The 23,353-nt window shown below is 70.0% G+C and carries 20 protein-coding genes; 14 read left to right on the top strand and 6 right to left on the bottom strand.

Features of this window, described 5'->3' with window-relative positions; genetic code table 11:
* The first annotated feature begins 122 nt into the window (after window positions 1-122).
* Window positions 123-704, top strand: coding sequence for a flavodoxin family protein (locus tag ACIBJF_RS18915; protein WP_399174935.1), 582 nt, complete (start codon window positions 123-125; stop codon window positions 702-704).
* Window positions 705-1,070: 366 nt separating this feature from the next.
* Here the strand turns inward: ACIBJF_RS18915 and ACIBJF_RS18910 are convergent, their stop codons facing one another.
* Both ACIBJF_RS18910 and ACIBJF_RS18905 read right to left on the bottom strand, forming a co-directional pair.
* The gene (locus ACIBJF_RS18910; protein WP_399174933.1) at window positions 1,071-2,228 is read right to left on the bottom strand and encodes a PP2C family protein-serine/threonine phosphatase; all 1,158 of its coding nucleotides are present in this window, start codon (window positions 2,226-2,228) and stop codon (window positions 1,071-1,073) included.
* A gap of 690 nt (window positions 2,229-2,918) precedes the next feature.
* Window positions 2,919-3,680 (bottom strand): GntR family transcriptional regulator, encoded by a 762-nt coding sequence (locus ACIBJF_RS18905; RefSeq protein ID WP_399174931.1) that lies wholly within the window; start codon window positions 3,678-3,680, stop codon window positions 2,919-2,921.
* 220 nt (window positions 3,681-3,900) lie between these two features.
* Here ACIBJF_RS18905 and ACIBJF_RS18900 point away from each other — a divergent pair, with 220 nt between their 5' ends.
* The 5 genes from ACIBJF_RS18900 to ACIBJF_RS18880 are packed head-to-tail and all read left to right on the top strand — an operon-like array spanning window position 3,901 to window position 7,286.
* Window positions 3,901-4,218, top strand: coding sequence for a hypothetical protein (locus ACIBJF_RS18900; protein WP_399174929.1), 318 nt, complete (start codon window positions 3,901-3,903; stop codon window positions 4,216-4,218).
* The gene (locus ACIBJF_RS18895) at window positions 4,215-4,424 is read left to right on the top strand and encodes a hypothetical protein (protein WP_399174928.1); all 210 of its coding nucleotides are present in this window, start codon (window positions 4,215-4,217) and stop codon (window positions 4,422-4,424) included. Before ACIBJF_RS18900 ends, ACIBJF_RS18895 begins: the two co-directional genes overlap by 4 nt.
* A 47-nt stretch (window positions 4,425-4,471) precedes the next feature.
* Window positions 4,472-5,851: a replication initiator protein RepSA gene (gene repSA / locus ACIBJF_RS18890; protein ID WP_399175037.1), complete on the top strand. Its 1,380-nt coding sequence runs from the start codon at window positions 4,472-4,474 to the stop codon at window positions 5,849-5,851.
* Window positions 5,848-6,045 carry a helix-turn-helix transcriptional regulator gene (locus ACIBJF_RS18885; RefSeq protein WP_399174926.1) on the top strand — a complete coding sequence of 66 codons (198 nt, stop codon included), beginning with the start codon at window positions 5,848-5,850 and terminating at the stop codon, window positions 6,043-6,045. Before repSA ends, ACIBJF_RS18885 begins: the two co-directional genes overlap by 4 nt.
* On the top strand, window positions 6,045-7,286 hold the full coding sequence (locus ACIBJF_RS18880; RefSeq protein WP_399174924.1) for a tyrosine-type recombinase/integrase: 1,242 nt from the start codon (window positions 6,045-6,047) through the stop codon (window positions 7,284-7,286). The genes ACIBJF_RS18885 and ACIBJF_RS18880 overlap by 1 nt, the downstream gene beginning before the upstream one ends.
* Window positions 7,287-7,306: 20 nt before the next feature.
* Here the strand turns inward: ACIBJF_RS18880 and ACIBJF_RS18875 are convergent, their stop codons facing one another.
* Window positions 7,307-8,605, bottom strand: coding sequence for a CAP domain-containing protein (locus ACIBJF_RS18875; RefSeq protein WP_399175036.1), 1,299 nt, complete (start codon window positions 8,603-8,605; stop codon window positions 7,307-7,309).
* Window positions 8,606-8,785: 180 nt separating this feature from the next.
* On the opposite strand from ACIBJF_RS18875, the gene ACIBJF_RS18870 reads away from it, so the two are divergent.
* The 5 genes from ACIBJF_RS18870 (at window position 8,786) to ACIBJF_RS18850 (ending at window position 15,781) form a co-directional block, all read left to right on the top strand.
* A complete protein-coding gene (locus ACIBJF_RS18870) occupies window positions 8,786-9,067 on the top strand; it encodes an acylphosphatase (protein WP_069778503.1) in 282 nt (93 codons plus the stop codon).
* Window positions 9,068-9,448: 381 nt separating this feature from the next.
* Window positions 9,449-9,652: a hypothetical protein gene (locus ACIBJF_RS18865; protein ID WP_014675251.1), complete on the top strand. Its 204-nt coding sequence runs from the start codon at window positions 9,449-9,451 to the stop codon at window positions 9,650-9,652.
* A 244-nt stretch (window positions 9,653-9,896) separates the two neighbouring features.
* Complete coding sequence (gene smc, locus ACIBJF_RS18860) at window positions 9,897-13,487, top strand: chromosome segregation protein SMC (RefSeq protein ID WP_399174922.1); 3,591 nt, start codon at window positions 9,897-9,899, stop codon at window positions 13,485-13,487.
* A 203-nt stretch (window positions 13,488-13,690) separates the two neighbouring features.
* Window positions 13,691-15,109, top strand: a complete 1,419-nt coding sequence (locus tag ACIBJF_RS18855; protein WP_399174920.1) for a sugar porter family MFS transporter — start codon at window positions 13,691-13,693, stop codon at window positions 15,107-15,109.
* A 33-nt stretch (window positions 15,110-15,142) separates the two neighbouring features.
* Window positions 15,143-15,781, top strand: a complete 639-nt coding sequence (locus ACIBJF_RS18850; RefSeq protein WP_399174918.1) for a HEAT repeat domain-containing protein — start codon at window positions 15,143-15,145, stop codon at window positions 15,779-15,781.
* Here ACIBJF_RS18850 and ACIBJF_RS18845 read toward each other — a convergent pair.
* Entirely contained in the window at window positions 15,726-16,709 is a 984-nt protein-coding gene (locus ACIBJF_RS18845) for an LLM class flavin-dependent oxidoreductase (protein ID WP_399174917.1), read from the bottom strand. The two genes, ACIBJF_RS18850 and ACIBJF_RS18845, sit on opposite strands and share 56 nt — an antisense overlap.
* A 91-nt stretch (window positions 16,710-16,800) precedes the next feature.
* Between ACIBJF_RS18845 and ACIBJF_RS18840 the strand changes: the two genes are divergently transcribed.
* On the top strand, window positions 16,801-17,001 hold the full coding sequence (locus ACIBJF_RS18840) for a hypothetical protein (RefSeq protein WP_399174916.1): 201 nt from the start codon (window positions 16,801-16,803) through the stop codon (window positions 16,999-17,001).
* Between the two features lie 5 nt (window positions 17,002-17,006).
* On the opposite strand, the gene ACIBJF_RS18835 is transcribed toward ACIBJF_RS18840, so the two are convergent.
* Window positions 17,007-18,458, bottom strand: a complete 1,452-nt coding sequence (locus tag ACIBJF_RS18835; protein ID WP_399174915.1) for a cytosine permease — start codon at window positions 18,456-18,458, stop codon at window positions 17,007-17,009.
* Window positions 18,459-18,828: 370 nt separating this feature from the next.
* On the opposite strand from ACIBJF_RS18835, the gene ftsY reads away from it, so the two are divergent.
* Window positions 18,829-20,034: a signal recognition particle-docking protein FtsY gene (gene ftsY, locus ACIBJF_RS18830; RefSeq protein WP_399174914.1), complete on the top strand. Its 1,206-nt coding sequence runs from the start codon at window positions 18,829-18,831 to the stop codon at window positions 20,032-20,034.
* Between the two features lie 465 nt (window positions 20,035-20,499).
* Here the strand turns inward: ftsY and ACIBJF_RS18825 are convergent, their stop codons facing one another.
* A complete protein-coding gene (locus tag ACIBJF_RS18825) occupies window positions 20,500-21,162 on the bottom strand; it encodes a bifunctional DNA primase/polymerase (RefSeq protein WP_399174912.1) in 663 nt (220 codons plus the stop codon).
* Window positions 21,163-21,618: 456 nt separating this feature from the next.
* Here ACIBJF_RS18825 and ACIBJF_RS18820 point away from each other — a divergent pair, with 456 nt between their 5' ends.
* Window positions 21,619-23,097, top strand: coding sequence for a hypothetical protein (locus ACIBJF_RS18820; RefSeq protein WP_399174911.1), 1,479 nt, complete (start codon window positions 21,619-21,621; stop codon window positions 23,095-23,097).
* Window positions 23,098-23,353: the final 256 nt, after the last annotated feature.

Raw genomic sequence — 23,353 nt, 5'->3', positions numbered from 1 at the left:
CGCAGCGCTAACCGCCAGGTTGCACTAACTAGAAGTTAGTGCTTTCCTGAAGTTACTGCTTCTGAGCTGCCATGCAGCCGGTGCAGCCCAAGCTGCCCATGCGGCCCATTCGAGGAGTCTCTGTGACCACCCCTGTCGTTTCCATCGCCTACCACTCCGGCTACGGCCACACCGCCGTCCTCGCCGAGGCCGTCCGCGCCGGTGCCGCCGACGCGGGTGCCGAGGTGCACCTGATCAAGGTCGACGAGATCACCGACGAGCAGTGGGAGACGCTGGACCGCTCCGACGCGATCGTCTTCGGCTCGCCCACCTACATGGGCACCGCCTCCGGCGCCTTCCACGTCTTCGCCGAAGCCACCTCCAAGCGCTGGTTCGGCCAGGACTGGGAGGACAAGCTGGCCGCTGGCTTCACCAACTCCGGCTCCAAGAGCGGCGACAAGCTGCACACCCTGCAGTTCTTCCAGATCCTCGCCGCACAGCACGGGATGAACTGGATCAACCTCGGCCTGCACCCCGGCTGGAACAACAGCGCGGGCTCCGAGCACGACCTCAACCGCCTCGGCGTCTTCGCGGGCGCGGCGGCGCAGACCAACGTGGACGAGGGCCCGGACGCCGTGCACAAGTCCGACCTCGCCACGGCCGAGCACCTGGGGCGCCGCGTCACCGAGACGGCGCGGGTCTTCACGCGGGGGCGCGCGGCCTGAGGTTTCGGCGACGGTTCGGGGCATCCTCCAGGCCGCCGGGGCCGGCCGCGGTCCACCAGTCCGGCACGGCTTCAGCGGCCCTGGTCTCGGGGACGGCCTCAGTACCCGAAGAAGTGAAGGGCCGGGTCTCTGACCTGCGGCCCTGCGATTGATCAACGCTGCGACCTGCGGCTTAGCTGTCGGTGGTTGTCAGCATTGGTCGTCGTTGAGCACCCCCGCACGGCCCAGAGACGGCCCGAGCGGGGGTGTCGCCGTGTGCTCCTCGATGCGAACTATGGGCGGGATGGTCATTGAGGTCAGGTGGGCTGGTCAACTGGTCGCCAAGGACCGGTGGCGGTCGGTGGCGGTCGTGGTGGTTGCTGTACTTCACTGCTGTACTGCACTGGGTCGTTCCCCCAGGTCAGAAGTGCTGCGTGACCGCATATCGAAGGACATCGAGACGCCGCACTCATCACAGGTCGATTGGTCAACCGATGGCGCTATGCCGTCAGCGGGTTGACGCTCGATTGCGATCAAGGCGGCGTCGTCGTCGAGTCGGCCGCCGACGTGGTGGAGAAGGTCGCCGCGGAGGTGGTTGAGGAGTGCCGTGGGATGGCGGTGGTTTTGGGGGGTGAGTCGTTCGGCGAGCGGGTAGAACGCGCCGTCGGCATTGCGGGCTTCGATGACACCGTCGGTGTAGAGGAGGAGGGTGTCTTCGGCCCCTAGGGCGAAGGTGTCGAGGTGATAGGTGGTTTGCGTCAATGCGCCCAGTCCCAGCGGGGGCGCGGGTCGGCCGGCTTCCAGGGGCACGACGTCGTTCCCTCGTAGGAGTAGCGGTGGGGGGTGTCCGCAGGTGACGCTCCGCACGAGGGGCTCGGCGTCGGGGATTTCGAGGAGAGTGGCGGTGACGAACGCCTCTTCGGCCTGTTCGGGGCACAGCGCTTCGGATGCGTTGGTGCGGATACTTGAATCCAGGTAGGCGGCGAGTTCCGGCAGCGTGGTCAGCCGGCGTGCGGCGTCGCGGAAGGTGCTGATGGTGTGGGCGGCCTTGCCGACCGCCGCCAGGCCCTTGCCTCGAACATCGCCGATGATCAACCGTGTCCCCGTGGGCGTGCGCACGGCGGCGTAGAGATCTCCGCCGATGCGTGCTTCCTCCTCTGCCGCCAAGTACGTCGAGGCCAGGCGAAGGGGGCCGAGTCGGTGGGGGAGGGGAGGCAGTATGGCGCGTTGCGCGGCCTCGGCGATCGCGCGCAGCTGGACCAGCTTTCGCTGTCCGCGTTCCGTCAGGTACCGGGCGATCACGGCGGCCACCGAGGTCGCAGTGAGGGCAGCCGCCTGTGGCGGGTTCACCGATTGGCGGACCGTGTAGATGGCCATCAAAGCCGACACGGCCATGATGGCGACAAGTGAGGTCACCCGGGAGCTCGCGTACCAGGAAGTGAGTACAGGCGCCATGATCAGCAAGTCGCCGAGGTGAACTGAGTGAGGCACCTGAAGATCGATGAGCGTGATCGCCAGAATGAACAGCAAGGCGATTGTCAGCACGGATCGTGGTTGCGGCAAGGTGCGCGAGTGAACGAGTGACGGCCTAGCTCGGTGATGCATCAGGTGTGGCTCCTGTATGCAACGTGGGGCCGTATACGCAGGGTCGCGGAACGTGAATGCCATGTGCTGCTCCGTCTCTAAGGGATCATATCCTCGGTTCTGATGATTCTATCAACTTAAACGGACATATGTGGGCATGTGGTGCTATGTGTGGCAGGTCACAAGCGTTGTGGACGCCGGCCGGGCTTGATCAGGGCGAGTCTCCGCCGCTGGGCAGGGACATTCCGCGGCTGGGGTGACGACTGACCTGCCGTCCCTCGTGGTGCACGGTACCGAGCGGTCGGCGTAGCGACTTTGGCCGGGAGCTGCTTTGGCGCGAGTGATCATGGCCCCGTAAGCTTCCGGCGCGTCGGGCAGTCTGTGGACCTGCCCGGTAAAGCACGACGTTGGGGCCATGATCTTCGAGGCTCGCGCCAAAGTGGCTGGCTAAAGTCGCGGAGCCGACCGCCCCAGCCACGACGTGTTCTGACCTCATGCCCGTGTGCCTGCCTCTTGGGCGGGAGTGGGCGGCCGGCGGTGCCGAGCGGGGCGGAGACATGAGCGCGGGCGCCGCCGGCCGCCCGCGCCCGCCCGGAGGAGCGAAGCGACGACGGGTGCTTGATGAGGTAGAGAAACCTGTAACTGCGCTGATCAGTCCGCTGGCGGCACCGGAACGTGATACGTCAGCGTGTAGCGGTCGGCCGCAACGATGATGTCGGCCGTCTCAACCGCGCGGTCATTGACGTAGTACGTCCGAGTGATCGCCATGACGGGCACGCCGGGCGCGATCTGGAGGGCCTCACTCTCGTATGGCCGTGGCGCCCGGGCGTTGACGTCTTCGGTGACATGCGTGATGTGAAGGCCCAAGCTGTCCATACGCGGAACCACGCCAGTAATGGTGCCGCCTTCTGGCTGCTCCACCGGCGTCCCTTCCGTGATCTCAAGGGGCTCGTAGGACGTGGACAGCATGATGGGCTCGTCATCGGCGAAGAAGCGGTAGTTGGTTCGCGTGACGGGAGCTCCCGGCTCAATGGCCAACCGATCGGCAATCGCCTTCGTCGCTGTGGTGCGGCGGCTCTGGTACTCCCACTCGGAGCGACGCCCTTCGGCCTCAGTGGCGCGCTTCATCGGTGAGCTCGTGGGCCGCTTGCCGTAGAGGTCGCCTAGGACCCTGCGCCGCATCGGGCGCTGTTCGCGCACGAAGGTGCCACGACCCTGCTGCTTGATCACCAGGCCTTCGTTCTGCACGACTTCCATGGCGTTGCGGATCACGATGCGGGAGACGCCGTAGTCCTCCATGAGCTCGGCCTCGGAAGGCAACCGGTCCCCCGCCTGAAGCGCGCCATCCATGATCTGTTGCCGGATGTCGTCGGCGATCTGCAAGTACGCCGGTCGTCCCTGGTAGCTGGCCATGGCTATGTGATCTCTCCGTCTACTCGATAGAACAAGTAGACCACGGACTTTCAGCCGTGGTTAAGGCAGCTGACCTTACTCCCTTGCTGAGTCATCCTACTCGTTATAACCTTTACGAACGGACGGAAAAGCAGGGAGCGGCGCCCTACCGCCAAGCAGATACGCCGCTCCCCTGATCCCAATGAAGGGGAGTTCCATGATGCCTTCTTCTCCCTTACGCGTGCACGTGTCTCGTCAACGGGCCTGCCCGGCCTGCGGCAGCACGCGGTGCGCCGACCCGGCTCAGTGTCTGTACTTCCTGACCTCGCGCCCGTGGGGCGACTGCGTCAAGTGCGGCGGCTCCGGCTTCGCCGGTGAAGACTCCCCGCTGGAGATCTTCTGCGGCTACTGCCTGGGCTCCGGTCTCGACGAGTACATGCCCGGCACGATCACGCCGGACCAGATCAGCGAGGGCGCCAAGAGGCGGCACGCTGCCTTCGTTGCTCACCTCACTGCGTTCGTGTCCCAGTCCCCTGCTCCGGTGGCGGTTGCGGCATGAGCCTCTTCCCCTCCTGCCTGGATCTGCTGGACCGCCCGACGGCGTGCCCCGGTTGCCGGGCTTACGCACCCGGCTGGGTCCGGGTTCCGGTGGACGGGCTGAGCGTCCTGACCCATGACGGTGACCTGATCTGCCCGGCCGATCCCACCTTCGGCGCGTCGGTGTCGACCGCTTCGCCCGTGGTCCTGGTGGAGGTGGCTGCGTGACGGTGTTCCCCGTTGCCCCGGAGGCCGTGGCCGGTGCTGCGGCCTCCATGGGCACCGACCCCCTGACCCTGGCCGACCTGCTGCGGGTTGCCAATGCGCCCGGCTTCGACCGCTGGCAGGACCAGGTCCGCCGCACGGGCGGCTGCTCCCACCCGATCCACCTGGTGGGCCAGACGGTCACCCGTGACGCCACGACCGGCGACGTCCTGTACTCCTACAGCACCGAGCACGAGCCGGGCGGACGGCTCCGCGTCGCCTGCGGAAACCGGCGCGCCTCCCGCTGCCCGGCCTGCGCCTGGACGTACGCGGGCGACACCTACCACCTGATCCGCGCAGGGATCACCGGTGACGAACGCAAGGACGTCCCCGCCACAATCCGGAATCACCCCCGCGTCTTCGCCACCCTCACCGCGCCCTCGTTCGGACCCGTCCACAACCGACCCGACTCCGGCCGCTGCCGGTGCGGAGCCCAGCACGCTGACGATGACCCGGCGTTGGGGACGGCGCTCGATCCGGAGCGGTACGACTACGCCGGGGCTGTGCTGTGGAACAACCACGCCGGGGACCTGTGGCGGCGGTTCACGATCTACTTGCGCCGGGAGATCGCTGCGCGGGCGGGCCTGACGCAGACGGCCATGACGGGGGTGTGCCGGGTCTCCTTCGGCAAGGTCGCCGAGTTCCAGAAGCGTGGGGCCGTGCACTTCCACGCTGTCGTGCGTCTGGATGGACCGGACGGGCCCAACACATCCCCGCCAGCCTGGTCCACGGTCGTGCTCCTGGACGAAGCGATCCGGGCCGCCGCTGCTCGAGTCGCAGTGCCGGTGCCCGCGGCTGGGGACTTCCCCGCGCGGACGCTGCGGTGGGGTACGCAGGTCGACGTGCAGCCCATCGGCGCCCTGGGACATGAGGAGCTGACCGAACAGGCCGTGGCCTCGTACGTGGCCAAGTACGCCACCAAGGCCGCCGAGACCACCGGAACGGTCGACCGCCGGATCGGGGAGCTCTCCGAGCTGGACAAGCTCCCCTGCCTGCCCGCGCACACACGGCGGCTTATCGAAGCCTGCTGGGACCTGGACGACGCCTATCCCGAACGGCTGCTGGCCCGTTGGGCTCACATGCTCGGCTTCCGCGGCCACTTCTCCACCAAATCCCGCCGCTACTCCACCACCCTCGGCGCCCTCCGCCAGGTCCGCGCCGACTACCGAGCTCGGCAAGAACGTCGCGAGCGCGGCCTCTCGGAAGACCTCGACGACACGGAGGGCTCCACGCTCGTGCTCGCGCACTGGACCTACGCCGGGCAGGGACACACCCCTGGTGAGTCCTGGCTCGCCGCATCGATCGCGAGGGACATCCGGCTGAACCGGGAGACCGCGCGCGAAGCGCTGGCCGAGTTGGCCGACCAGGAGGACTGGGAGGTGTGCGCGTGAAGCGAGCGCTTCCTGATCAGTACCTGACCCCCGAGGACCTGGTGGTCCTGCTGCGTCTGCCCAGCGTGGAGACCGTCTATCAGTGGCGGCGCAAGGGCACCGGCCCCCGTGGCTTCCGCGTCGGCCGGCACCTCCGCTTCGACCCAGAGGACGTCCGCGCCTGGGTCACCTCCCTCATGGAAAGGGCCGCGTGATGGCCGGACACATCCAAGACCGCTGGTACAAGACGGAGGCCGGGCCGGACGGCAAGCCTCGCAGGGCGAAGACTGAGCGCCACGGAGTCGGCCTCCGTTACCGGGCTCGCTACGTCGGCCCGGATGGCGCCGAAAAGTCCAAGAGCTTCCCGGACAAGCAGAAGCGCAAGGCCGAACAGTGGCTCGCCAACATCGAGGCGGACATGTCGCGTGGCGACTACCTCGATCCCGACGCTGGCAAGGTCACATTCGAGCAGTACGCCACAGAGTGGATGGCCACACAGATCACGGACCCGCTGACCCGTGAGTCCGTTGAGAGTCGTCTGCGGCTGCACGCCATCCCGTACCTGGGCACGCGCCCGCTGGGATCGTTCACCCCGTCGCACCTCCGGCTGTGGCTGCGGACCCTGGAGGATCGTGGGCTATCCGCCGGGTACCGGCGCGGGATCTTCGCTCACGTCTCGACCGTCTTCACCGCTGCCGTCGAGGACCGGCTGATCCGGGCCAACCCGTGCAGCGCCCGGTCGGTCAGGGCACCGCGCCCAGAACCTCGCAAGGTCAAACCGTGGTCCGCTGACCAGGTCATGTCCGTTCGCTCGGCCTTGCCGGACAGCTACCAGGCGCTCGTCAACGTCGCGGCCGGATGCGGCCTGCGCCAAGGGGAAGCCTTCGGCCTGGCCATGGACGACGTGGACTTCCTCGGGGGAGTGGTGCACGTCGTGCGGCAGGTCAAGCTACTGCGGCTGACCCGGCCCGTGTTCGCCCCACCGAAGGGCGGCAAGGAGCGTGACGTTCCCCTGCCGGAGTCCGTCGCCTTCGCCCTGGCCAGTCACCTCAAGCGCTACCCGTCCACGAGGATCACGCTGCCGTGGAAGACCCTCGACGGTCCACCCGTCACGGCATCACTGATCTTCACCGGCTCCATGGGGCTCGCGCTGGACCGGAACCGCTTCAACCATCGCGTCTGGCGGCCGGCACTTCGAGCCGCAGGCGTCGAGACCGGGCGGGAGAACGGCATGCACGCGCTGCGGCACTTCTACGCCTCGGTGCTGCTGGATGCGGGGGAGAGCATCAAGGCTCTCAGTGAGTACCTGGGGCACCATGACCCCGGCTTCACGCTGCGGACATACACGCACCTGATGCCGTCGAGCGGGACCCGGACCCGGGCCGCCGTGGATCGCGTCTTCGCGGACGAGGAACCAACGGCTGACGGCCCGGACACGGCCCAGGAGGGTGCTTAGGTCTCTGACCTGCGGCTATCTCAGTACCCGAAGTCCTGGGTCCACCAAGGCCCGCCCGGGCCGAAGTGGACGCCGACGCCCAGGGTCTTGAAGTCGCAGTTCAGGATGTTGGCACGGTGGCCGGGGCTGTCCATCCAGGCCTGCATCACGGCCGCCGCGTCGGCCTGGCCACGGGCTATGTTCTCGCCGCCGAGGTCGGTGATCCCCGCCGCCGCGGCCCGGTCCCACGGCGTCTTGCCGTCCGGGTCGGTGTGGTCGAAGAAGTTCCGCGCCGCCATGTCGTCGCTGAACGACTCGGCCAGCTTGGACAGCGAGGGGTTCGCCGCCAGCGGGCTGCACCCGACCTTCGCCCGCTCCTGGTTGACGAGCTTCAGCACCTCCGCCTCGACGGCGCTCGCCGTGGAGACCGCCACCGGTGCGGCACTCGTCTTGGGAGCCTTCGGCGCCTTCGGAGTCTTGGACGGCGTCCGCGACGGGGTGGCCTTGCCGGCCGATGTCGCCGGCGGCGTCGGCTGCCCGGTCGCCGTGTTCGACGGCGTGGGCGTGGGCGGGGCCGACGCGGACGCCGACTCCGACTCCGACGCGGAGGCGGTCGGGCTCGGGGACGTCGAGTCCCCGGAGTTCAGGCCGGTGCCGCCCCCGGGGGTGTCGGCGCTGCCCGAGGTGCCGCCCTGCTCGGCGGCCGTGTTGCTCGGCGTGTCCACGGTCTGCACCCGCTCACCGCCGGTGGTGTGCGTGTCGCCGCCGAGCCTGTAGTTCTGCAGACCCGGCACCACGCCGGTGGCCACCGCCGCCGTACCGAGGGCCACGGCCACGGACACCCCGAGCAGTCCCCCGCGCACCGGCCGCCTCGCGGCCTTCTTCCGGCGCCGGTGGCCGGGGGAGGGGCGGCCGGCCGGGCTGAAGTCACCGCCCCAGGGGTCGCCCGGGCCGTCGCCCTCCGCCGCGAACAGGTAGGCGTGCGCCCTGGCGGTCGCGTCGGCGTAGTCCAGCGGCCGCAGACCGGTCGCCGGGGTGTAGGCCTCCGGGTTCAGATACGGCGCGATGCCCAGGGGCGCCGGCTCCCGCCGGAGGACCTCACCCGGGACGATCTCACCCGGGTAGGAGACCTGCCACGCCTCACCCGCGTACGACCCCTGCCGGGCGCCGCCCGGGTACGAGTCCTGGCAGGCCTCACCGGTGAACGGGTCCTGCCACGGCTCACCGGTGAACGAGTCCTGCGGGGCGCCGATCCCGGTGGTGGACCGCCGCGTGGGTATGCCCCCCGTGGGGTGGTTCGTGGCGGCGCGGCCGGCGGCGGAGCGGCGGTGGCGTCCCATGTCCTTGCCCTCCTCCTCGTCCTCGCGGTCGACCGGCGCATGCGTGGCGAGTGACTCCTCATGGCCAACCCGACTCACTCGATCGAGTGAGTTTCATATGAGATTCATCGGGCGGGACGGTACCGCATGCCGCCGACGGGCGATGTGTCCCGAGCGACATCGGCTGGTTAGGTTGCACCCATGAGCGAGGATGTACGACTGGTGGCCTGGGTGCGTGGACGCGTGCAAGGTGTGGGTTTTCGCTGGTTCACGCGGGCCAAGGCGCTGGAGATCGGCGGCCTGAGTGGTTTTGCTCTCAATTTGGCCGACGGCCGCGTCCAAGTCGTCGCGGAGGGCTCGCGCGAGGGCTGCGAGGGACTGCTCGACTGGCTCCAGGGCGACGACACGCCCGGACACGTCGACGGAGTCACCGAGATCTGGGACACACCCCGCGGCGGCTACGACGGCTTCGCCATCCGCTGAACCGATTCTGTAAAGGGGCGCAGGCGGGCGCACGGGAGACTGCCGGGGGCACATGCGCACAGCAGAAACGACCTGGTGGTTGCCAAGAACGGCCCGGCATGGCAGGCTCCCCAGGAACAGCTGATCGCCACGCCCTGAAGGCTCCGGATGACTCGCTGCGCCGCCGTTTTTCCGGCCGCGCGCCCCGGTTTGCCCGCCAATACAGGGCGTGATCGTGTTGACCGTCAAACTTTTTGGTGAGACGCTGAAAGCCCCGCGCACCTTAGCTGTTTGGCATGGAGCAACAGCAGAGCAACACCCGGATGTGCCAAGCACCGCGGGTGCAATCCCTCACGACCCACACCGCATCGGTCGGTCACTCATTGTGGAGGACCATCCATCATGGCAAAGGCGCTTCTCGGTTACGTCGGCGGCTCCGACCCTCGACTCCTCGCCGAGATGCGACGGCTGCAGCAGCGCGTCCAGGACCTGGAGTCCGAGCTCGTCCGGATTCAGGCGGAGAACGAAGCGCTGACGGCTGCCGCCTCTCAGGACAGGATCATGGAGAGCATCGACGCACACCAGGCGGAGCCTGCGCTCACCTGATCACTGCATCGCTCCACGACAGTAGTCGCAGCGATCGGGCTGCCGTATCAACCGCTCAGTTGATCAGACGACCGCAACCCGGCCGTCAGAGCTTGCAAGGGACGCTTCGGCGTCCCTTCTTTCTTGGCCCGCGCATCCTTTCACTGTCTTTAACGTACGGTGTGCCCTGCATGTTCAATGGCGAAACCGTGGGGTTGCGAGTGTTCGTGGAGTGAGATAGCGGCGCCAGGTAGAGTCCAGCGGCGTGCACCTCAAGGCCCTGACCCTCCGCGGGTTCAAGTCGTTCGCCTCGGCGACCACGCTCCGGTTCGAGCCGGGGATCACGTGTGTCGTCGGCCCGAACGGTTCGGGCAAGTCCAATGTCGTGGACGCGCTCAGCTGGGTCATGGGCGAACAGGGCGCCAAGTCGCTGCGCGGCGGCAAGATGGAGGACGTCATCTTCGCCGGCACCACCGGCCGCCCCCCGCTGGGCCGCGCCGAGGTGTCCCTGACCATCGACAACTCCGACGGCGCGCTGCCCATCGAGTACGCCGAGGTCACCATCACGCGGATCATGTTCCGCAACGGCGGCAGCGAGTACCAGATCAACGGCGACACGTGCCGCCTCCTGGACATCCAGGAGCTCCTGTCCGACTCGGGCATCGGCCGCGAGATGCACGTCATCGTCGGCCAGGGCCAGCTCGACTCCGTCCTGCACGCCGACCCGATGGGCCGCCGCGCCTTCATCGAAGAGGCGGCCGGCGTCCTCAAGCACCGCAAGCGCAAGGAGAAGGCCTTGCGCAAGCTGGACGCGATGCAGGCCAACCTCGCGCGCGTGCAGGACCTGACGGACGAACTGCGCCGCCAGCTCAAGCCCCTGGGCCGGCAGGCGGCGGTGGCGAGACGGGCCGCCGTGATCCAGGCGGACCTGCGCGACGCGCGCCTGCGCCTGCTGGCCGACGACCTGGTACGCCTGCGGGAAGCGCTCAAGGCCGAGATCGCCGACGAGGCCGCCCTGAAGGAGCGCAAGGAGGCGGCCGAGCAGGAGCTGAAGAAGGCCCTGCACCGCGAGGGCCTCCTGGAGGACGAGGTACGGCAGCTCACGCCCCGCCTCCAGCGCGCCCAGCAGACCTGGTACGAGCTGTCCCAGCTGGCCGAGCGCGTCCGCGGCACGATCTCGCTGGCCGACGCGCGCGTGAAGAGCGCGACGTCCGCGACCCCCGACGAGCGGCGCGGCCGCGACCCCGAGGACCTGGAGCGCGAGGCCGCCCGCATCCGTGAGCAGGAGGCCGAGCTGGAGGCGGCCCTGGAGGCGGCCCAGCGCGCCCTCGACGACACGGTCGCCCACCGCGCCGAACTGGAGCGGGAGCTGGCCGTCGAGGAACGCCGGCTGAAGGACGTCGCGCGCGCCATCGCCGACCGCCGCGAGGGTCTGGCCCGCCTGTCCGGCCAGGTCAACGCGGCCCGCTCCCGAGCGGCCTCCGCCCAGGCCGAGATCGACCGCCTGGCCACGGCCCGCGACGAGGCACAGGACCGCGCGGTGCGCGCCCAGGAGGAGTACGAGGCGCTGAAGGCCGAGGTGGACGGCCTGGACGCCGACGACGCCGACCTGGCCGAACAGCACGAGGCGGCCAGGCGCCGGCTCGCCGAGGCCGACGCCGCCCTGAGCGCGGCCCGCGAGGCCCTCACCACCACCGAGCGCACCCGCGCCGCGACCCGGGCCCGCCACGAGGCGCTGGCCCTGGGCCTGCGCCGCAAGGACGGCACCGGCATACTCCTCGGCGCCCGCGACCGCCTCACCGGGGTCCTGGGCCCGGCGGCGGAACTCCTGACGGTCACCCCCGGCTACGAGGTCCCCTTGGCCGCGGCCTTCGGCGCGGCGGCGGACGCGATCGCCGTGACCACCCCGGCAGCGGCAGCCGAAGCGATCCGCCTCCTCCGCAAGCAGGACGGGGGCAGGGCAGCACTCCTGCTGGCGGCGAAGGCGCCTCATGGGGCCACGGGGACCGGCGCGACCAGCCCCGACGCACCCGCAGACGCCCCACCATCGGGCGTCCCCCTCCCCGCCGCCGACCTCGTCCGAGGCCCCGCCGACCTCCTGCCCGCCGTCCACCGCCTCCTCCAGGGAATCGTCGTCGTAGGCACCCTGGAGGACGCCGAGGACGTCGTCGGCGTACACCCGGAACTCACCGCCGTGACCGCCGAAGGCGACCTCCTCGGTGCCCACTTCGCACACGGCGGATCGGCGGGGGCGCCGAGCCTGCTGGAGGTTCAGGCCTCCGTCGACGAGGCCGCGGCCGAGCTGGCCGAACTGGCCGTGCGGTGCGACGAGTTGGCCCAGGAGCAGCGGGCGGCGGCGGAACGGCGTACCGAGGCCGCCGACCTCGTGGAGGAACTCGCGGAGCGGCGTCGCGCGGCGGACCGGGAGAAGTCGGCCGTCGCCCAGCAGCTCGGCCGGCTCTCCGGGCAGGCCCGGGGCGCCGCAGGCGAGGCCGAGCGGTCGGTCGCGGCCGCCGCACGCGCCCAGGAGGCGCTGGAGAAGGCCGTACAGGAGGCCGAGGAGCTGGCCGAACGGCTGGCGGTCGCCGAGGAGATGCCGGTCGAGGAGGAGCCCGACACCTCCGTACGCGACCGGCTCGCCGCCGACGGTGCCAACGCCCGGCAGACCGAGATGGAGGCCCGCCTCCAGGTCCGTACCCACGAGGAGCGGGTCAAGGGGCTCGCCGGACGGGCCGACTCGCTCGACCGGGCCGCCCGCGCGGAACGCGAGGCACGCGCGCGTGCCGAGCAGCGCCGCGCCCGGCTGCGGCACGAGGCGGCCGTGGCGGAGGCCGTCGCCTCCGGCGCCCGGCAGCTGCTCGCGCACATCGAGGTGTCCCTCGCCCGCGCCGAGCAGGAACGCGCCGCCGCCGAGGCCGCGAAGGCGCGACGCGAACAGGAACTGGCCACCGCACGCACCCAGGGCCGCGACCTCAAGGCCGAGCTCGACAAGCTCACCGACTCCGTCCACCGCGGCGAGGTGCTCGGCGCCGAGAAGCGGCTGCGCATAGAGCAGCTGGAGACCAAGGCGCTGGAGGAGCTGGGCGTCGAACCGGAGGGGCTGATGACCGAGTACGGCCCGCACCAGCTCGTGCCGCCGTCGCCCCCCGCCGAGGGCGAGGTGCTGCCGGACGACCCCGAGCACCCGCGCAACCAGCCCAAGCCCTTCCACCGGGCCGAGCAGGAGCGGCGGCTCAAGGCAGCCGAGCGGGCGTACCAGCAGCTGGGCAAGGTCAACCCGCTGGCGCTGGAGGAGTTCGCGGCGCTGGAGGAGCGGCACAAGTTCCTCAGCGAGCAGCTGGAGGACCTGAAGAAGACCCGCGCCGACCTGCTTCAGGTGGTGAAGGAGGTCGACGAGCGCGTCGAGCAGGTCTTCACCGAGGCGTACCGGGACACCGCCCGCGAGTTCGAGGGCGTCTTCAGCCGTCTCTTCCCGGGCGGCGAGGGCCGCCTGGTCCTGACCGATCCCGACAACATGCTCACCACGGGCGTGGACGTGGAGGCCCGTCCGCCCGGCAAGAAGGTCAAGCGGCTCAGCCTCCTCTCCGGCGGCGAGCGCTCGCTGACCGCCGTGGCGCTGCTCGTGTCGATCTTCAAGGCCCGGCCGAGCCCGTTCTACGTCATGGACGAGGTCGAGGCGGCGCTGGACGACACCAACCTCCAGCGGCTGATCCGGATCATGCAGGAGCTGCAGGAGGCATCGCAGCTCATCGTGATCACGCACCAGAAGCGCACGATGGAGGTCGCCGACGCGCTCTACGGCGTGTCGATGCAGGGCGACGGCGTCTCCAAGGTCATCTCCCAGCGCCTTCGTTAGCGTCGCCATTCAAGATCAACTCACTCTATGTTCAAGAAGTGAACATAGAGACCTTGGCCACATCCAAAAACCCGCAGTAACTGAACTATTGACTTCGAAACTTGAAGGCATAGTCTCTGCAACGTTGTTTTTACCTTCAGGTCTCACTACCTGAGAGGGCTCACCCCACCCGGCAGCGTTGCCGTGGCCCGAGGAGTTTTTTCGTGACCAGCACAGCGCAGGCACCTCAGCAAGGAGCCAGGACGGCTCAACCCGAGCATCTCGGACACGTCATCTTCATCGCGGCGGCTGCCGCCATGGGCGGTTTCCTGTTCGGTTACGACAGCTCCGTGATCAACGGCGCGGTCGAGGCCATCCGCGATCGCTACGACATCGGCTCCGCGGCCCTCGCCCAGGTCATCGCGATCGCCCTGATCGGCTGTGCCATCGGCGCCGCGACCGCCGGCCGCATAGCCGACCGGATCGGCCGCATCCGGGTCATGCAGATCGCCGCGCTCCTCTTCGTCGTCAGCGCTGTCGGCTCCGCACTGCCCTTCTCCCTCTGGGACTTCGCTCTCTGGCGCGTCGTCGGCGGCTTCGCCATCGGCATGGCCTCCGTCATCGGCCCGGCCTACATCGCCGAGGTCGCACCGCCCGCCTACCGCGGCCGGCTCGGCTCCTTCCAGCAGGCCGCGATCGTCGTCGGCATCGCCATCTCCCAGCTGGTCAACTGGGGCCTGCTCAACGCCGCCGGCGGCGACCAGCGCGGTCACCTGATGGGCCTGGAGGCCTGGCAGGTCATGCTCGGCGTCATGGTCGTCCCCGCCGTCCTCTACGGCATGCTCTCCTTCGCGATCCCCGAGTCCCCGCGCTTCCTGCTCTCCGTCGGCAAGCGTGAGCGCGCCAAGGAGATCCTCGCCGAGGTCGAAGGCAAGGACGTCGACCTGGACGCCCGCGTCGCCGAGATCGAGCACGCGATGACGAGCGAGCACAAGTCCACCTTCAAGGACCTGCTCGGCGGCGGCTTCTTCTTCAAGCCGATCGTCTGGGTCGGTATCGGCCTGTCGGTCTTCCAGCAGTTCGTCGGCATCAACGTCGCGTTCTACTACTCCTCGACGCTGTGGCAGTCGGTCGGTGTCGACCCGGCGGACTCGTTCTTCTACTCCTTCACGACGTCGATCATCAACATCGTCGGCACCGTGATCGCGATGATCTTCGTGGACCGCGTCGGCCGCAAGCCGCTCGCCCTCATCGGCTCGGTCGGCATGGCCGTCGGTCTGGCCCTGGAGGCCTGGGCGTTCTCGTACCACCTCGTCGACGGCAAGCTCCCGAGCACCCAGGGCTGGGTCGCCCTGATCGCCGCCCACGTGTTCGTCCTCTTCTTCGCCCTGTCGTGGGGTGTGGTGGTCTGGGTCATGCTCGGCGAGATGTTCCCGAACAAGATCCGCGCCGCCGCCCTGGGCGTGGCCGCCGCAGCGCAGTGGATCGCCAACTGGGCCATCACCGCGAGCTTCCCGTCGCTGGCCGACTGGAACCTCTCCGGCACCTACGTCATCTACACGGTCTTCGCCGCGCTCTCGATCCCGTTCGTCCTGAAGTTCGTCAAGGAGACGAAGGGCAAGGCACTGGAAGAGATGGGCTGACCTTCCCGAAGGAGGCCCTCAGGGACCGAGGAGATGGGCCAAGTCCCCGCTGCCCTCTCCTCGCACCACCCGCCGCCCCCGCTCCGGCCACTGCCCGGACCGGGGGCGGCGGTGTCGTACCGCCCGTCGTCGCACCCGCCGTTCCGCAGCGGCCCCGTTGCCACCCGGTCACTGACCGCCGCCACCCACGCGCACGTACGGCCCGCCGCCGTCGCCGCGCTGTGGGCCGTCGGCGGCGATCCGGCCGAGGTCATGCCGCTGCTGCTCGGCCTCCTCGACGACGGCATCGTCTCCGAGGCGGCCGACGTGCTCGGCGAGATCGGCCCGCCCGCCGCGGCCGCACTGCCCCGGCTGCGCGAGCTGCTGACGGACGACTACGAATGGGTCCGGGTGCACAGCGCCGCCGCGCTCTGGGAGATCGGCGGCGAGGCCGAGGCACCGGCCGTCCTGGACACCCTGCTCCAGGCATGGGCACAGAACCCGTCGACGGCCAACCACGTCGTGACCTGCCTGGACCGGATGGAGACCCGCGTGGCCCGGGCCGCCCTGCCCCGGCGCGGCGGCCGGTTCCGGAGCGTCGACCACGACGAGGAACTCCAGCGGCTCGGCCGCGCCCTCATCGCGCGGCTCGACCCTCCAGCACCGGAAGCACCCGCTCCGCGAAGAGCCTGAGGCTGCGCCACCCCTCCTCCACCGGCATCCCGCCCGCCAGCGGATGCAGTACGAGACTGTCGGCGTCCAGCGCCACGCACTCCTCCGGAGCGAGGATGCGGTACACGCCCTCCGCGCGCAGCTCCTCCACCGTCGTGGCCGCCGACCTCACCGCCGAGCGGATCCGGCCCGACTGCCAGGAGGCGTAGGTCCGCGCCTCGTGCAGGAAGTGCTCGCCGTACCGCGCCCACGCCTGGTCCGGGTCCTCGGCGATGTGCAGCAGGGGAGTCTCGGCCGCGGGCATCATGACCCAGCCCTCGGTGCCGTACTCGGCGAGCTTCTCCTTGTAGTACGACTCCAGCTCCGGCAGATGCGCGCTCGGGAAGAACGGCAGGCCGAGCCGGGCGGCCCGGCGGGCGGCGGCCTCGGAGGAGCCGCCGACCAGCAGGAGGGGGTGGGGATCGGTGAAGGGGCGCGGGGTGAGCCGTACCGTACGGCCCCGGTGGGTGAACTCCTCGCCGGTCCACGCCTTGAGCAGGGTCTCCAGCAGCTCGTCCTGGAGCCGGCCCCGGCGCCGGAAGTCGACGTCGAACAGGGCGTACTCCTCGGGCCGGTAGCCGATCCCGGCCACCGTCACCAGCCGTCCCCCGCTCAGCAGGTCCAGTACGGCGATCTCCTCGGCCAGCCGCAGCGGATCGTGCAGCGGGCCGATCACCGCCGACACGGTCACCGCGATCCGGCGGGTCGCCCCGAACACTGCGCCCGCGAAGGCGAACGGCGACGGCAGCCAGTTGTCGTCGGCGCCGTGGTGCTCCTCGGTCTGCACGGTGCTGATCCCGTGCTCGTCCGCGTACGCGGCCATCTCCAGGGCGGCCCGGTAACGGGCGGAGAGGGCGGCGGGGGTGGCGCCGGGAGCGACGAGGTTGAAACGGACGACCGTGACGGGCATGGGAAGTCCCCCTCCGGTGCGATGCGTGGAGGGGGACGGTAGCTGACGTAGCGTCAGATAGCTATGCGAAGGCGAGGGGTAGGCTCGCGGGATGACCGACGCCGTACCCACCGATCCGCGGGCGGAGGCCGGCCGGGGCCGGGTCGCGCTCTGGCTCGACCCGGACGACCTGCGGTGGCTCGCCCGGCACTGCTGCTGTCCGGACGACGTCGGCCAGGAGACGACGGTCCGCTGCTCCCGCCTCCGCTTCCGCGCGAGCGCGGCCCTGCACAAGAGCGGCCCGGCCGGCTGACGCCGTCAGGCGTCGACGGTCGCGCGCTCCTCGGCCCGCTCGACGACCTCCGCCGGCCGCGTCACCGCCGGCTTCGGCAGCACCAGGTACAGCACGCCCGAGATCACGATCGTGGCCACCCAGCCGAGGCCGTACTCGCCGATGACGTTGTTCTTCGCGAGCGGGCCGGTGAACCAGTCGGAGGTGGTGAACATCAGGCCCGACACCAGGCCGATCGCCCAGGCGGCCACGGCCGCGGGGGAGAAGCCGCCCTTGTACCAGTAAGCGCTGGTGCGGGTGGTGTCCGTCATGGCGCGGCCGTCGTACTCGGTGCGGCGCAGCATGTCCGCGCCGAAGACGCCGACCCAGGCGGAGAAGGCGACCGCCAGCAGCGACAGGAAGGCGATGAACGAGCTCATGAAGTTCGTCGCCACCAGCATCAGCACACCGCCGAAGACCAGCGAGATCACCGCGTTCACCGAGACCGCCCAGTGGCGCGGCACCTTGAAGCCGAGGGTCTGGGCGGTGAAGCCCGCCGAGTACATCGACATCGAGTTGATCAGCAGCATGCCGATCAGCGCGATGAACAGGTACGGCACCGCGATCCACGTCGGCAGGATCTCGCCGAGGAAGGACACCGGGTCGGTGGCCGAGGCCAGGTCCGGCGTGGCGACCGCCATCACCGCGCCCATCAGGACCATGGGAAGCACGACGACACCGGCGCCGCCGACCGCCGTGCCGACGATCGCCTTCGAGGACGCCGTGCGCGGCAGATAGCGGGTGAAATCCGGCGCGGACGGGATCCAGCTGACACCGCCGGCCGCGATCATGCCGACCCCGGTGATCACCGCGGCCGTCGAACCGGCGCCGTGGTGCATCACCTTCGACCAGTCGGTGTTCGCCACCAGGTAGACCAGGACCAGCACCGAGAAGACGCCGAAGAGGTACGTGGCGTACTTGTTGCACTTCTGCACGGCGTTGATGCCGAGGCCCGAGATCGCGAAGGTCGCGACGACGAACACCAGCAGCATCACCATGTCCAGCACGCTGTTGGCCTTCAGCCCGAACAGGATGTCCAGGATGGTGAGCATCGCGTAGGCGCCGGTGACCGCGTTGATCGTCTCCCAGCCCCAGCGCGCCACCCAGATCAGCGAACCGGGCAGCAGGTTGCCGCGCTGGCCGAAGACCGCGCGCGACAGCGCCATGCCGGGCGCGCCACCGCGCTTGCCCGCGATACCGATCAGACCGACCAGGCCGTACGACACGATCGGCGCCGCCATCGCGACGACGAGCGCCTGCCAGATGTTCAGGTGGTACGCCACGACGAGGCTCGCGCCCATCGTCAGCAGCAGCACGCTGATGTTGGCGCCGACCCAGGTGGGGAACAGCTCGCGGGTCTTCGCCGTGCGCTCGTGATCGGGGACCTGTTCGATACCTCGGGTCTCGAGAGCGCCTTCGGTGTCGACGGTTTTGCTCATGAAAAAGGGGCACCAGACGTGGGTGGACAGGGACGCTCGGGACTCTACGCGCGTCAATAGAGTCGCCACTATCGTACTTTGCTCCGAGTCGTCGCATTAAGTGGCGTTTGTCTCTCGGGCGAAGGCACAAACAGCTTCCTGCGGCGAGGGCTGTCACAGCCCACCGCATGAGCCGTGACACGCCCTGGGTGCGCCTGTGCGAACCCACACGCGCGGCGTCCTCTCGTCCTGATACTGGACGCGTTGTGACCCCGCCTATGAGGGCGTCCCGCCAGGACGAACCGGGCGGCGGGCCGGCCCGGCCCGAGGGCGCGCGGCCCTGATCAGGGAACGGCTGGCCGCGCAGGAGGTCACGCATACTGGAGCCGTTATGGAAACCGTCATCCTTGCTGTAGTCATCGCCGTGGTCGTGCTCGCGGCGCTCGGCGGGCTGTTGGTGGGCACCCGGCGCAAGAAGCCGCTGCCTCCGCCGCCACCGAAGACGCCCGACATCACCGCGCCACCGCCCGAGCCGCACGTCGGCGAAGAGGCCGAGACGCCGCGCGAAGAACCGCGCCGCACCATCGAGGAGGTGGATCTCCCCGGCGGCCCCGCACCGGTCGTCGTGGAGGAGCCCCCTGCCGCCGTCGAGGCTCCCGAGATCGAGATCCCGGAGCCCACCGCGGGCCGGCTGATCCGGCTGCGCGCCCGCCTGTCCCGCTCCCAGACCGCCCTCGGCAAGGGCCTGCTCACGCTGCTCTCGCGCGAGCACCTGGACGACGAGACCTGGGAGGAGATCGAGGACACGTTGCTCACCGCCGACGTCGGCGTGCAGCCCACCCAGGAGCTGGTCGACAGCCTGCGCGAGCGCGTGAGGGTGCTCGGCACCCGTACGCCCGAGGAGCTGCGCGGCCTGCTGCGCGAGGAGCTGCTCAAGGTGATCGGCACGGACTTCGACCGCACGGTCAAGACCGAGCCCGCGGACCGCAAGCCCGGCATCGTGATGGTCGTCGGCGTCAACGGCACCGGCAAGACCACCACCACCGGCAAGCTCGCGCGCGTGCTCGTGGCCGACGGCCGCACCGTCGTGCTGGGCGCCGCCGACACCTTCCGCGCCGCCGCCGCCGACCAGCTGCAGACCTGGGGCGAGCGGGTCGGCGCCTACACCGTGCGCGGGCCGGAGGCCGGCGACCCCGCCTCCGTCGCCTTCGACGCGGTGAAGGAAGGCAAGGAGATGGGGGTCGACGTCGTCCTCATCGACACCGCCGGCCGCCTGCACACCAAGACCGGTCTCATGGACGAGCTCGGCAAGGTCAAGCGGGTCGTGGAGAAGCACGCGCCGCTGGACGAGGTGCTGCTCGTCCTGGACGCCACCACCGGCCAGAACGGCCTGGTGCAGGCCCGCGTCTTCGCGGAGGTCGTGGACATCACCGGCATCGTGCTGACCAAGCTGGACGGCACGGCCAAGGGCGGCATCGTCGTCGCGGTCCAGCGCGAGCTGGGCGTCCCGGTCAAGCTGGTCGGCCTCGGCGAGGGTGCGGACGACCTCGCGCCCTTCGAGCCGGATGCGTTCGTGGACGCTCTGATCGGTGACTGACCGGTTACAGATTGCGTTGACTGACAGGCAGCGCCCGCCCCAAGGTGTAGTTGGGGACGGGCGCTTCGCCTTTGTGCGCCACCGGCGCCGCGCTCGCGGACGTGGTGGTTCGCCCGTCGTGGTGCCTCAATGGATGGTTGCTGTGGTCGGGGGCGGGGGAGAAGCGCTCGCGTTCGCGACCGGCCGGCCCGGCAGCAGCCGTGCCGCGGGTGGCTGTGTCGTCGAGCCGGGCGTGGCCGGGCGCAGCGGGCGCACGGGGCCGGCCTGGAGGCGTTCGTGGACGCTCTGATCGGTGACTGACTGGTTACGCTTGCGGTGACTGACGGGAAGCGAGCTGGGCGTTCGTGGGCGCGCTCAGTGGCGGTCATCGCCCACGTCCCCAATCGGCAGGTGCTCGCGAGAAGCGCCCGCCCCAAGGTGCAGTTGGGGACGGGCGCTTCGCCTTGCGGCGGGGCTGGTGCTGAATCAGGCCCGCGCTCGCGACCGGTGGGCCACATAGGCCAGCGTGCCCAGCAGCAGTCGCGCCGCCGGAGGACGGGTCGCCGAGTCCAGTGCGGGCGGGCGCAGCCAGCGCACCGGGCCCAGGCCGCCCCGGTCGGAGGGCGGCGCGGTGATGTGCGTACCGGGCCCGAGGCCGCGCAGGTCCAGGGCCGAGGGATCGTCCCAGCCCATGCGGTAGAGCAGCCGGGGGAGCTCGGCGGCGGCGCCGGGGGCGACGAAGAAGTGGGCGCGGCCGTCCGGGGTCGCGGTCACCGGGCCGAGGGGGAGCCCCATCCGCTCCAGGCGGGCCAGGGCGCGGCGGCCCGCGGCCTCGGAGACCTCGACGACGTCGAACGCCCGGCCGACCGGAAGCATCACCGCGGCGCCCGGCACCTCCGACCAGGCTTTGCTCACCTCGTCCAGCGTGGCCCCGGCCGGCACCTGGGCCGCGAACTCCAGCGGATGCGCGCCCGGCGCCGGGCAGTCGGCGCGTCCGCACGAGCAGGCGCCCGCCGCGGCCCGGGCTCCCGGCACCACGTCCCAGCCCCACAGCCCGGTGAACTCGGCGACGGCCGTGCACTCCGACGAACGGCCGCGCCGACGCGTGCCGGAGCGGATCTCGCGAATGCCGCCGATCGTGAAGTCCATGCCCCCTCCAACGGGTCCAGCGCGCCGGTGGTTACGCCACGGAGCGAGACGGAAGCGGAACGTAACGCTACGGCTCCGCCTTCCCCGGTCGCCGCGAGGCGAAGGCGGCGCCTTGAGGTGCTGCGGGGGGCGCATCGGGGTGTTCGCGCCCCCGGGTGCACCACTCCGCCCACTTCCGGCCGTCCTATGTCAAGTGAATCGCGTGTCGCCGACCGTGAGTTCATTCGAAGGGGTGGCGAATGGTGGCGTTTCAGGGATCCCGGTGGTTGAGCGGGTGATCGTAGGATTACTGTGAGTGCGCGAGTCCGGTCGGCATATGCGTGGCTGGGTATGCCGGAGGCGAGGCGTCAGCTCGTTCGAAGGGTGAGAACCGGCGGACAAGAGGCCGTATTTACAGCATTCTGATAAGGCTTGGCGCACTCGACGACAAGTGGTCTCAGGGATGGGGGCGTTCCAGTGAGCGGCAACGGCGGTAGCGGAGCGAACGCTGACAGGCGCCCCAACGACCTGCTCGGCTCGTGGTTCGTGCGGAGCGGCTGGTCCAAGGGCGAGCTGGCCCGCCAGGTGAACCGCCGGGCACGCCAGCTGGGTGCCAACCACATCTCCACCGACACCTCGCGCGTGCGCCGCTGGCTGGACGGGGAGAACCCGCGCGAGCCGATCCCGCGCATCCTCTCGGAGCTGTTCTCCGAGCGCTTCGGCTGTGTGGTCTCCATCGAGGACCTCGGCCTGCGCGCCGCCCGCCAGTCACCCTCCGCGTCCGGTGTCGACCTGCCCTGGACGGCCCCGCAGACGGTCGCCCTGCTCAGCGAGTTCTCGCGCAGCGACCTGATGCTGGCCCGGCGCGGCTTCCTCGGCACCTCGCTGGCGCTGTCCGCCGGGCCCTCCCTCATCGAGCCCATGCAGCGCTGGCTCGTCCCGAACCCCACCTCCCCGGTCCCCGCCGAGCCGGAGCCCGTCCTCGACCCCCGCAGGCCCGGCCGGCTGTCCAAGCCCGAGCTGGACCTGCTGGAGTCCACCACGCGGATGTTCCGGCAGTGGGACGCCCAGTGCGGCGGCGGTCTGCGCCGCAAGGCGGTCGTCGGCCAGCTGCACGAGGTCACCGACCTGCTCCAGGAACCCCAGCCCGAGGCGACCACCCGCAAGCTCTTCAAGGTCGCCGCCGAACTCGCCGAACTGGCCGGCTGGATGTCGTACGACGTGGGCCTCCAGCCCACCGCGCAGAAGTACTTCGTCCTCGCCCTGCACGCGGCCAAGGAGGCCGGCGACAAGCCCCTCGGCTCGTACATCCTCTCCAGCATGAGCCGGCAGATGATCCATCTGGGCCGGCCCGACGACGCGCTGGAGCTGATCCACCTCGCCCAGTACGGCAGCCGCGACTGCGCGAGCCCGCGCACCCAGTCCATGCTGTATGCGATGGAGGCCCGCGCCTACGCCAACATGGGCCAGCCCGGCAAGACCAAGCGCGCGGTCCGTATGGCCGAGGACACCTTCGCCGAGGCCGACGAGTGGGACGAGCCGGACCCCGACTGGATCCGCTTCTTCTCCGAGGCCGAGCTGTACGGCGAGAACTCCCACTCCTTCCGCGACCTCGCCTACGTCGCCGGACGCAGCCCCGCCTACGCCTCCCTCGCCGAGCCGCTCATGCGCAAGGCGGTGGAGAGGTTCGCGGAGGACAGCGAACACCAGCGGTCGTACGCGCTGAACCTGATCGGCATGGCCACGGTGCACCTGCTCCAGCGCGAGCCCGAGCAGAGCACGGCCTACGCCTGCCAGGCCATGGAGATCGCCAGGAAAGTCCGCTCCGAGCGTGTGAACACTCGTATTCGAAAGACGGTCGACACGGCCGTACGGGACTACGGCGATCTCGCCGCCGTCGTCGACCTCGGCGATCAGCTCGCCGTCGACCTGCCAGAGACCGCCGAAGCGGTCTGACGCACCCGGCTCCCCTGCCCCGGCCGCGGCCGGTCCTCCCGAACTGCCCGACTCGGCTCCCCCACGCCAGGTCATCGGAGAGGCCCGCCGTGGCCGGCCTGTTTCCCCGTACGTGTCACCACGTGCCGACCGGAGCAGGTTGCGTCACGATAACGATCGGCAGGGTCGAGATCCGGCAGTTCATGGACGCGTAACACGCCAGGCGCCTTCGTCACCCCGGCGAAACAACGAGGGGCTTCCACCGAAACCGCGCTGC

This window comes from Streptomyces sp. NPDC050743, assembly GCF_044456925.1.
GTDB lineage: Bacteria > Actinomycetota > Actinomycetes > Streptomycetales > Streptomycetaceae > Streptomyces.
Note: the sequence above shows the minus strand (reverse complement) of the source record. Positions and strands in the feature narration are given on the sequence as shown.

What these genes read in the sequence shown, in the direction of transcription:
- ACIBJF_RS18875 (WP_399175036.1), bottom strand. Translation starts at nt 8,605, where the DNA reads ATGGGACGCCACCGCCGCTCCGCCGCCGGCCGCGCCGCCACGAACCAC.
- ACIBJF_RS18895 (WP_399174928.1), top strand. Translation starts at nt 4,215, where the DNA reads ATGAGCCTCTTCCCCTCCTGCCTGGATCTGCTGGACCGCCCGACGGCG.
- ACIBJF_RS18840 (WP_399174916.1), top strand. Translation starts at nt 16,801, where the DNA reads ATGACCGACGCCGTACCCACCGATCCGCGGGCGGAGGCCGGCCGGGGC.
- ACIBJF_RS18870 (WP_069778503.1), top strand. Translation starts at nt 8,786, where the DNA reads ATGAGCGAGGATGTACGACTGGTGGCCTGGGTGCGTGGACGCGTGCAA.
- repSA (WP_399175037.1), top strand. Translation starts at nt 4,472, where the DNA reads ATGGGCACCGACCCCCTGACCCTGGCCGACCTGCTGCGGGTTGCCAAT.
- ACIBJF_RS18905 (WP_399174931.1), bottom strand. Translation starts at nt 3,680, where the DNA reads ATGGCCAGCTACCAGGGACGACCGGCGTACTTGCAGATCGCCGACGAC.
- ftsY (WP_399174914.1), top strand. Translation starts at nt 18,829, where the DNA reads ATGGAAACCGTCATCCTTGCTGTAGTCATCGCCGTGGTCGTGCTCGCG.
- ACIBJF_RS18850 (WP_399174918.1), top strand. Translation starts at nt 15,143, where the DNA reads ATGGGCCAAGTCCCCGCTGCCCTCTCCTCGCACCACCCGCCGCCCCCG.
- ACIBJF_RS18880 (WP_399174924.1), top strand. Translation starts at nt 6,045, where the DNA reads ATGGCCGGACACATCCAAGACCGCTGGTACAAGACGGAGGCCGGGCCG.
- ACIBJF_RS18845 (WP_399174917.1), bottom strand. Translation starts at nt 16,709, where the DNA reads ATGCCCGTCACGGTCGTCCGTTTCAACCTCGTCGCTCCCGGCGCCACC.
- ACIBJF_RS18865 (WP_014675251.1), top strand. Translation starts at nt 9,449, where the DNA reads ATGGCAAAGGCGCTTCTCGGTTACGTCGGCGGCTCCGACCCTCGACTC.
- ACIBJF_RS18825 (WP_399174912.1), bottom strand. Translation starts at nt 21,162, where the DNA reads ATGGACTTCACGATCGGCGGCATTCGCGAGATCCGCTCCGGCACGCGT.
- ACIBJF_RS18835 (WP_399174915.1), bottom strand. Translation starts at nt 18,458, where the DNA reads ATGAGCAAAACCGTCGACACCGAAGGCGCTCTCGAGACCCGAGGTATC.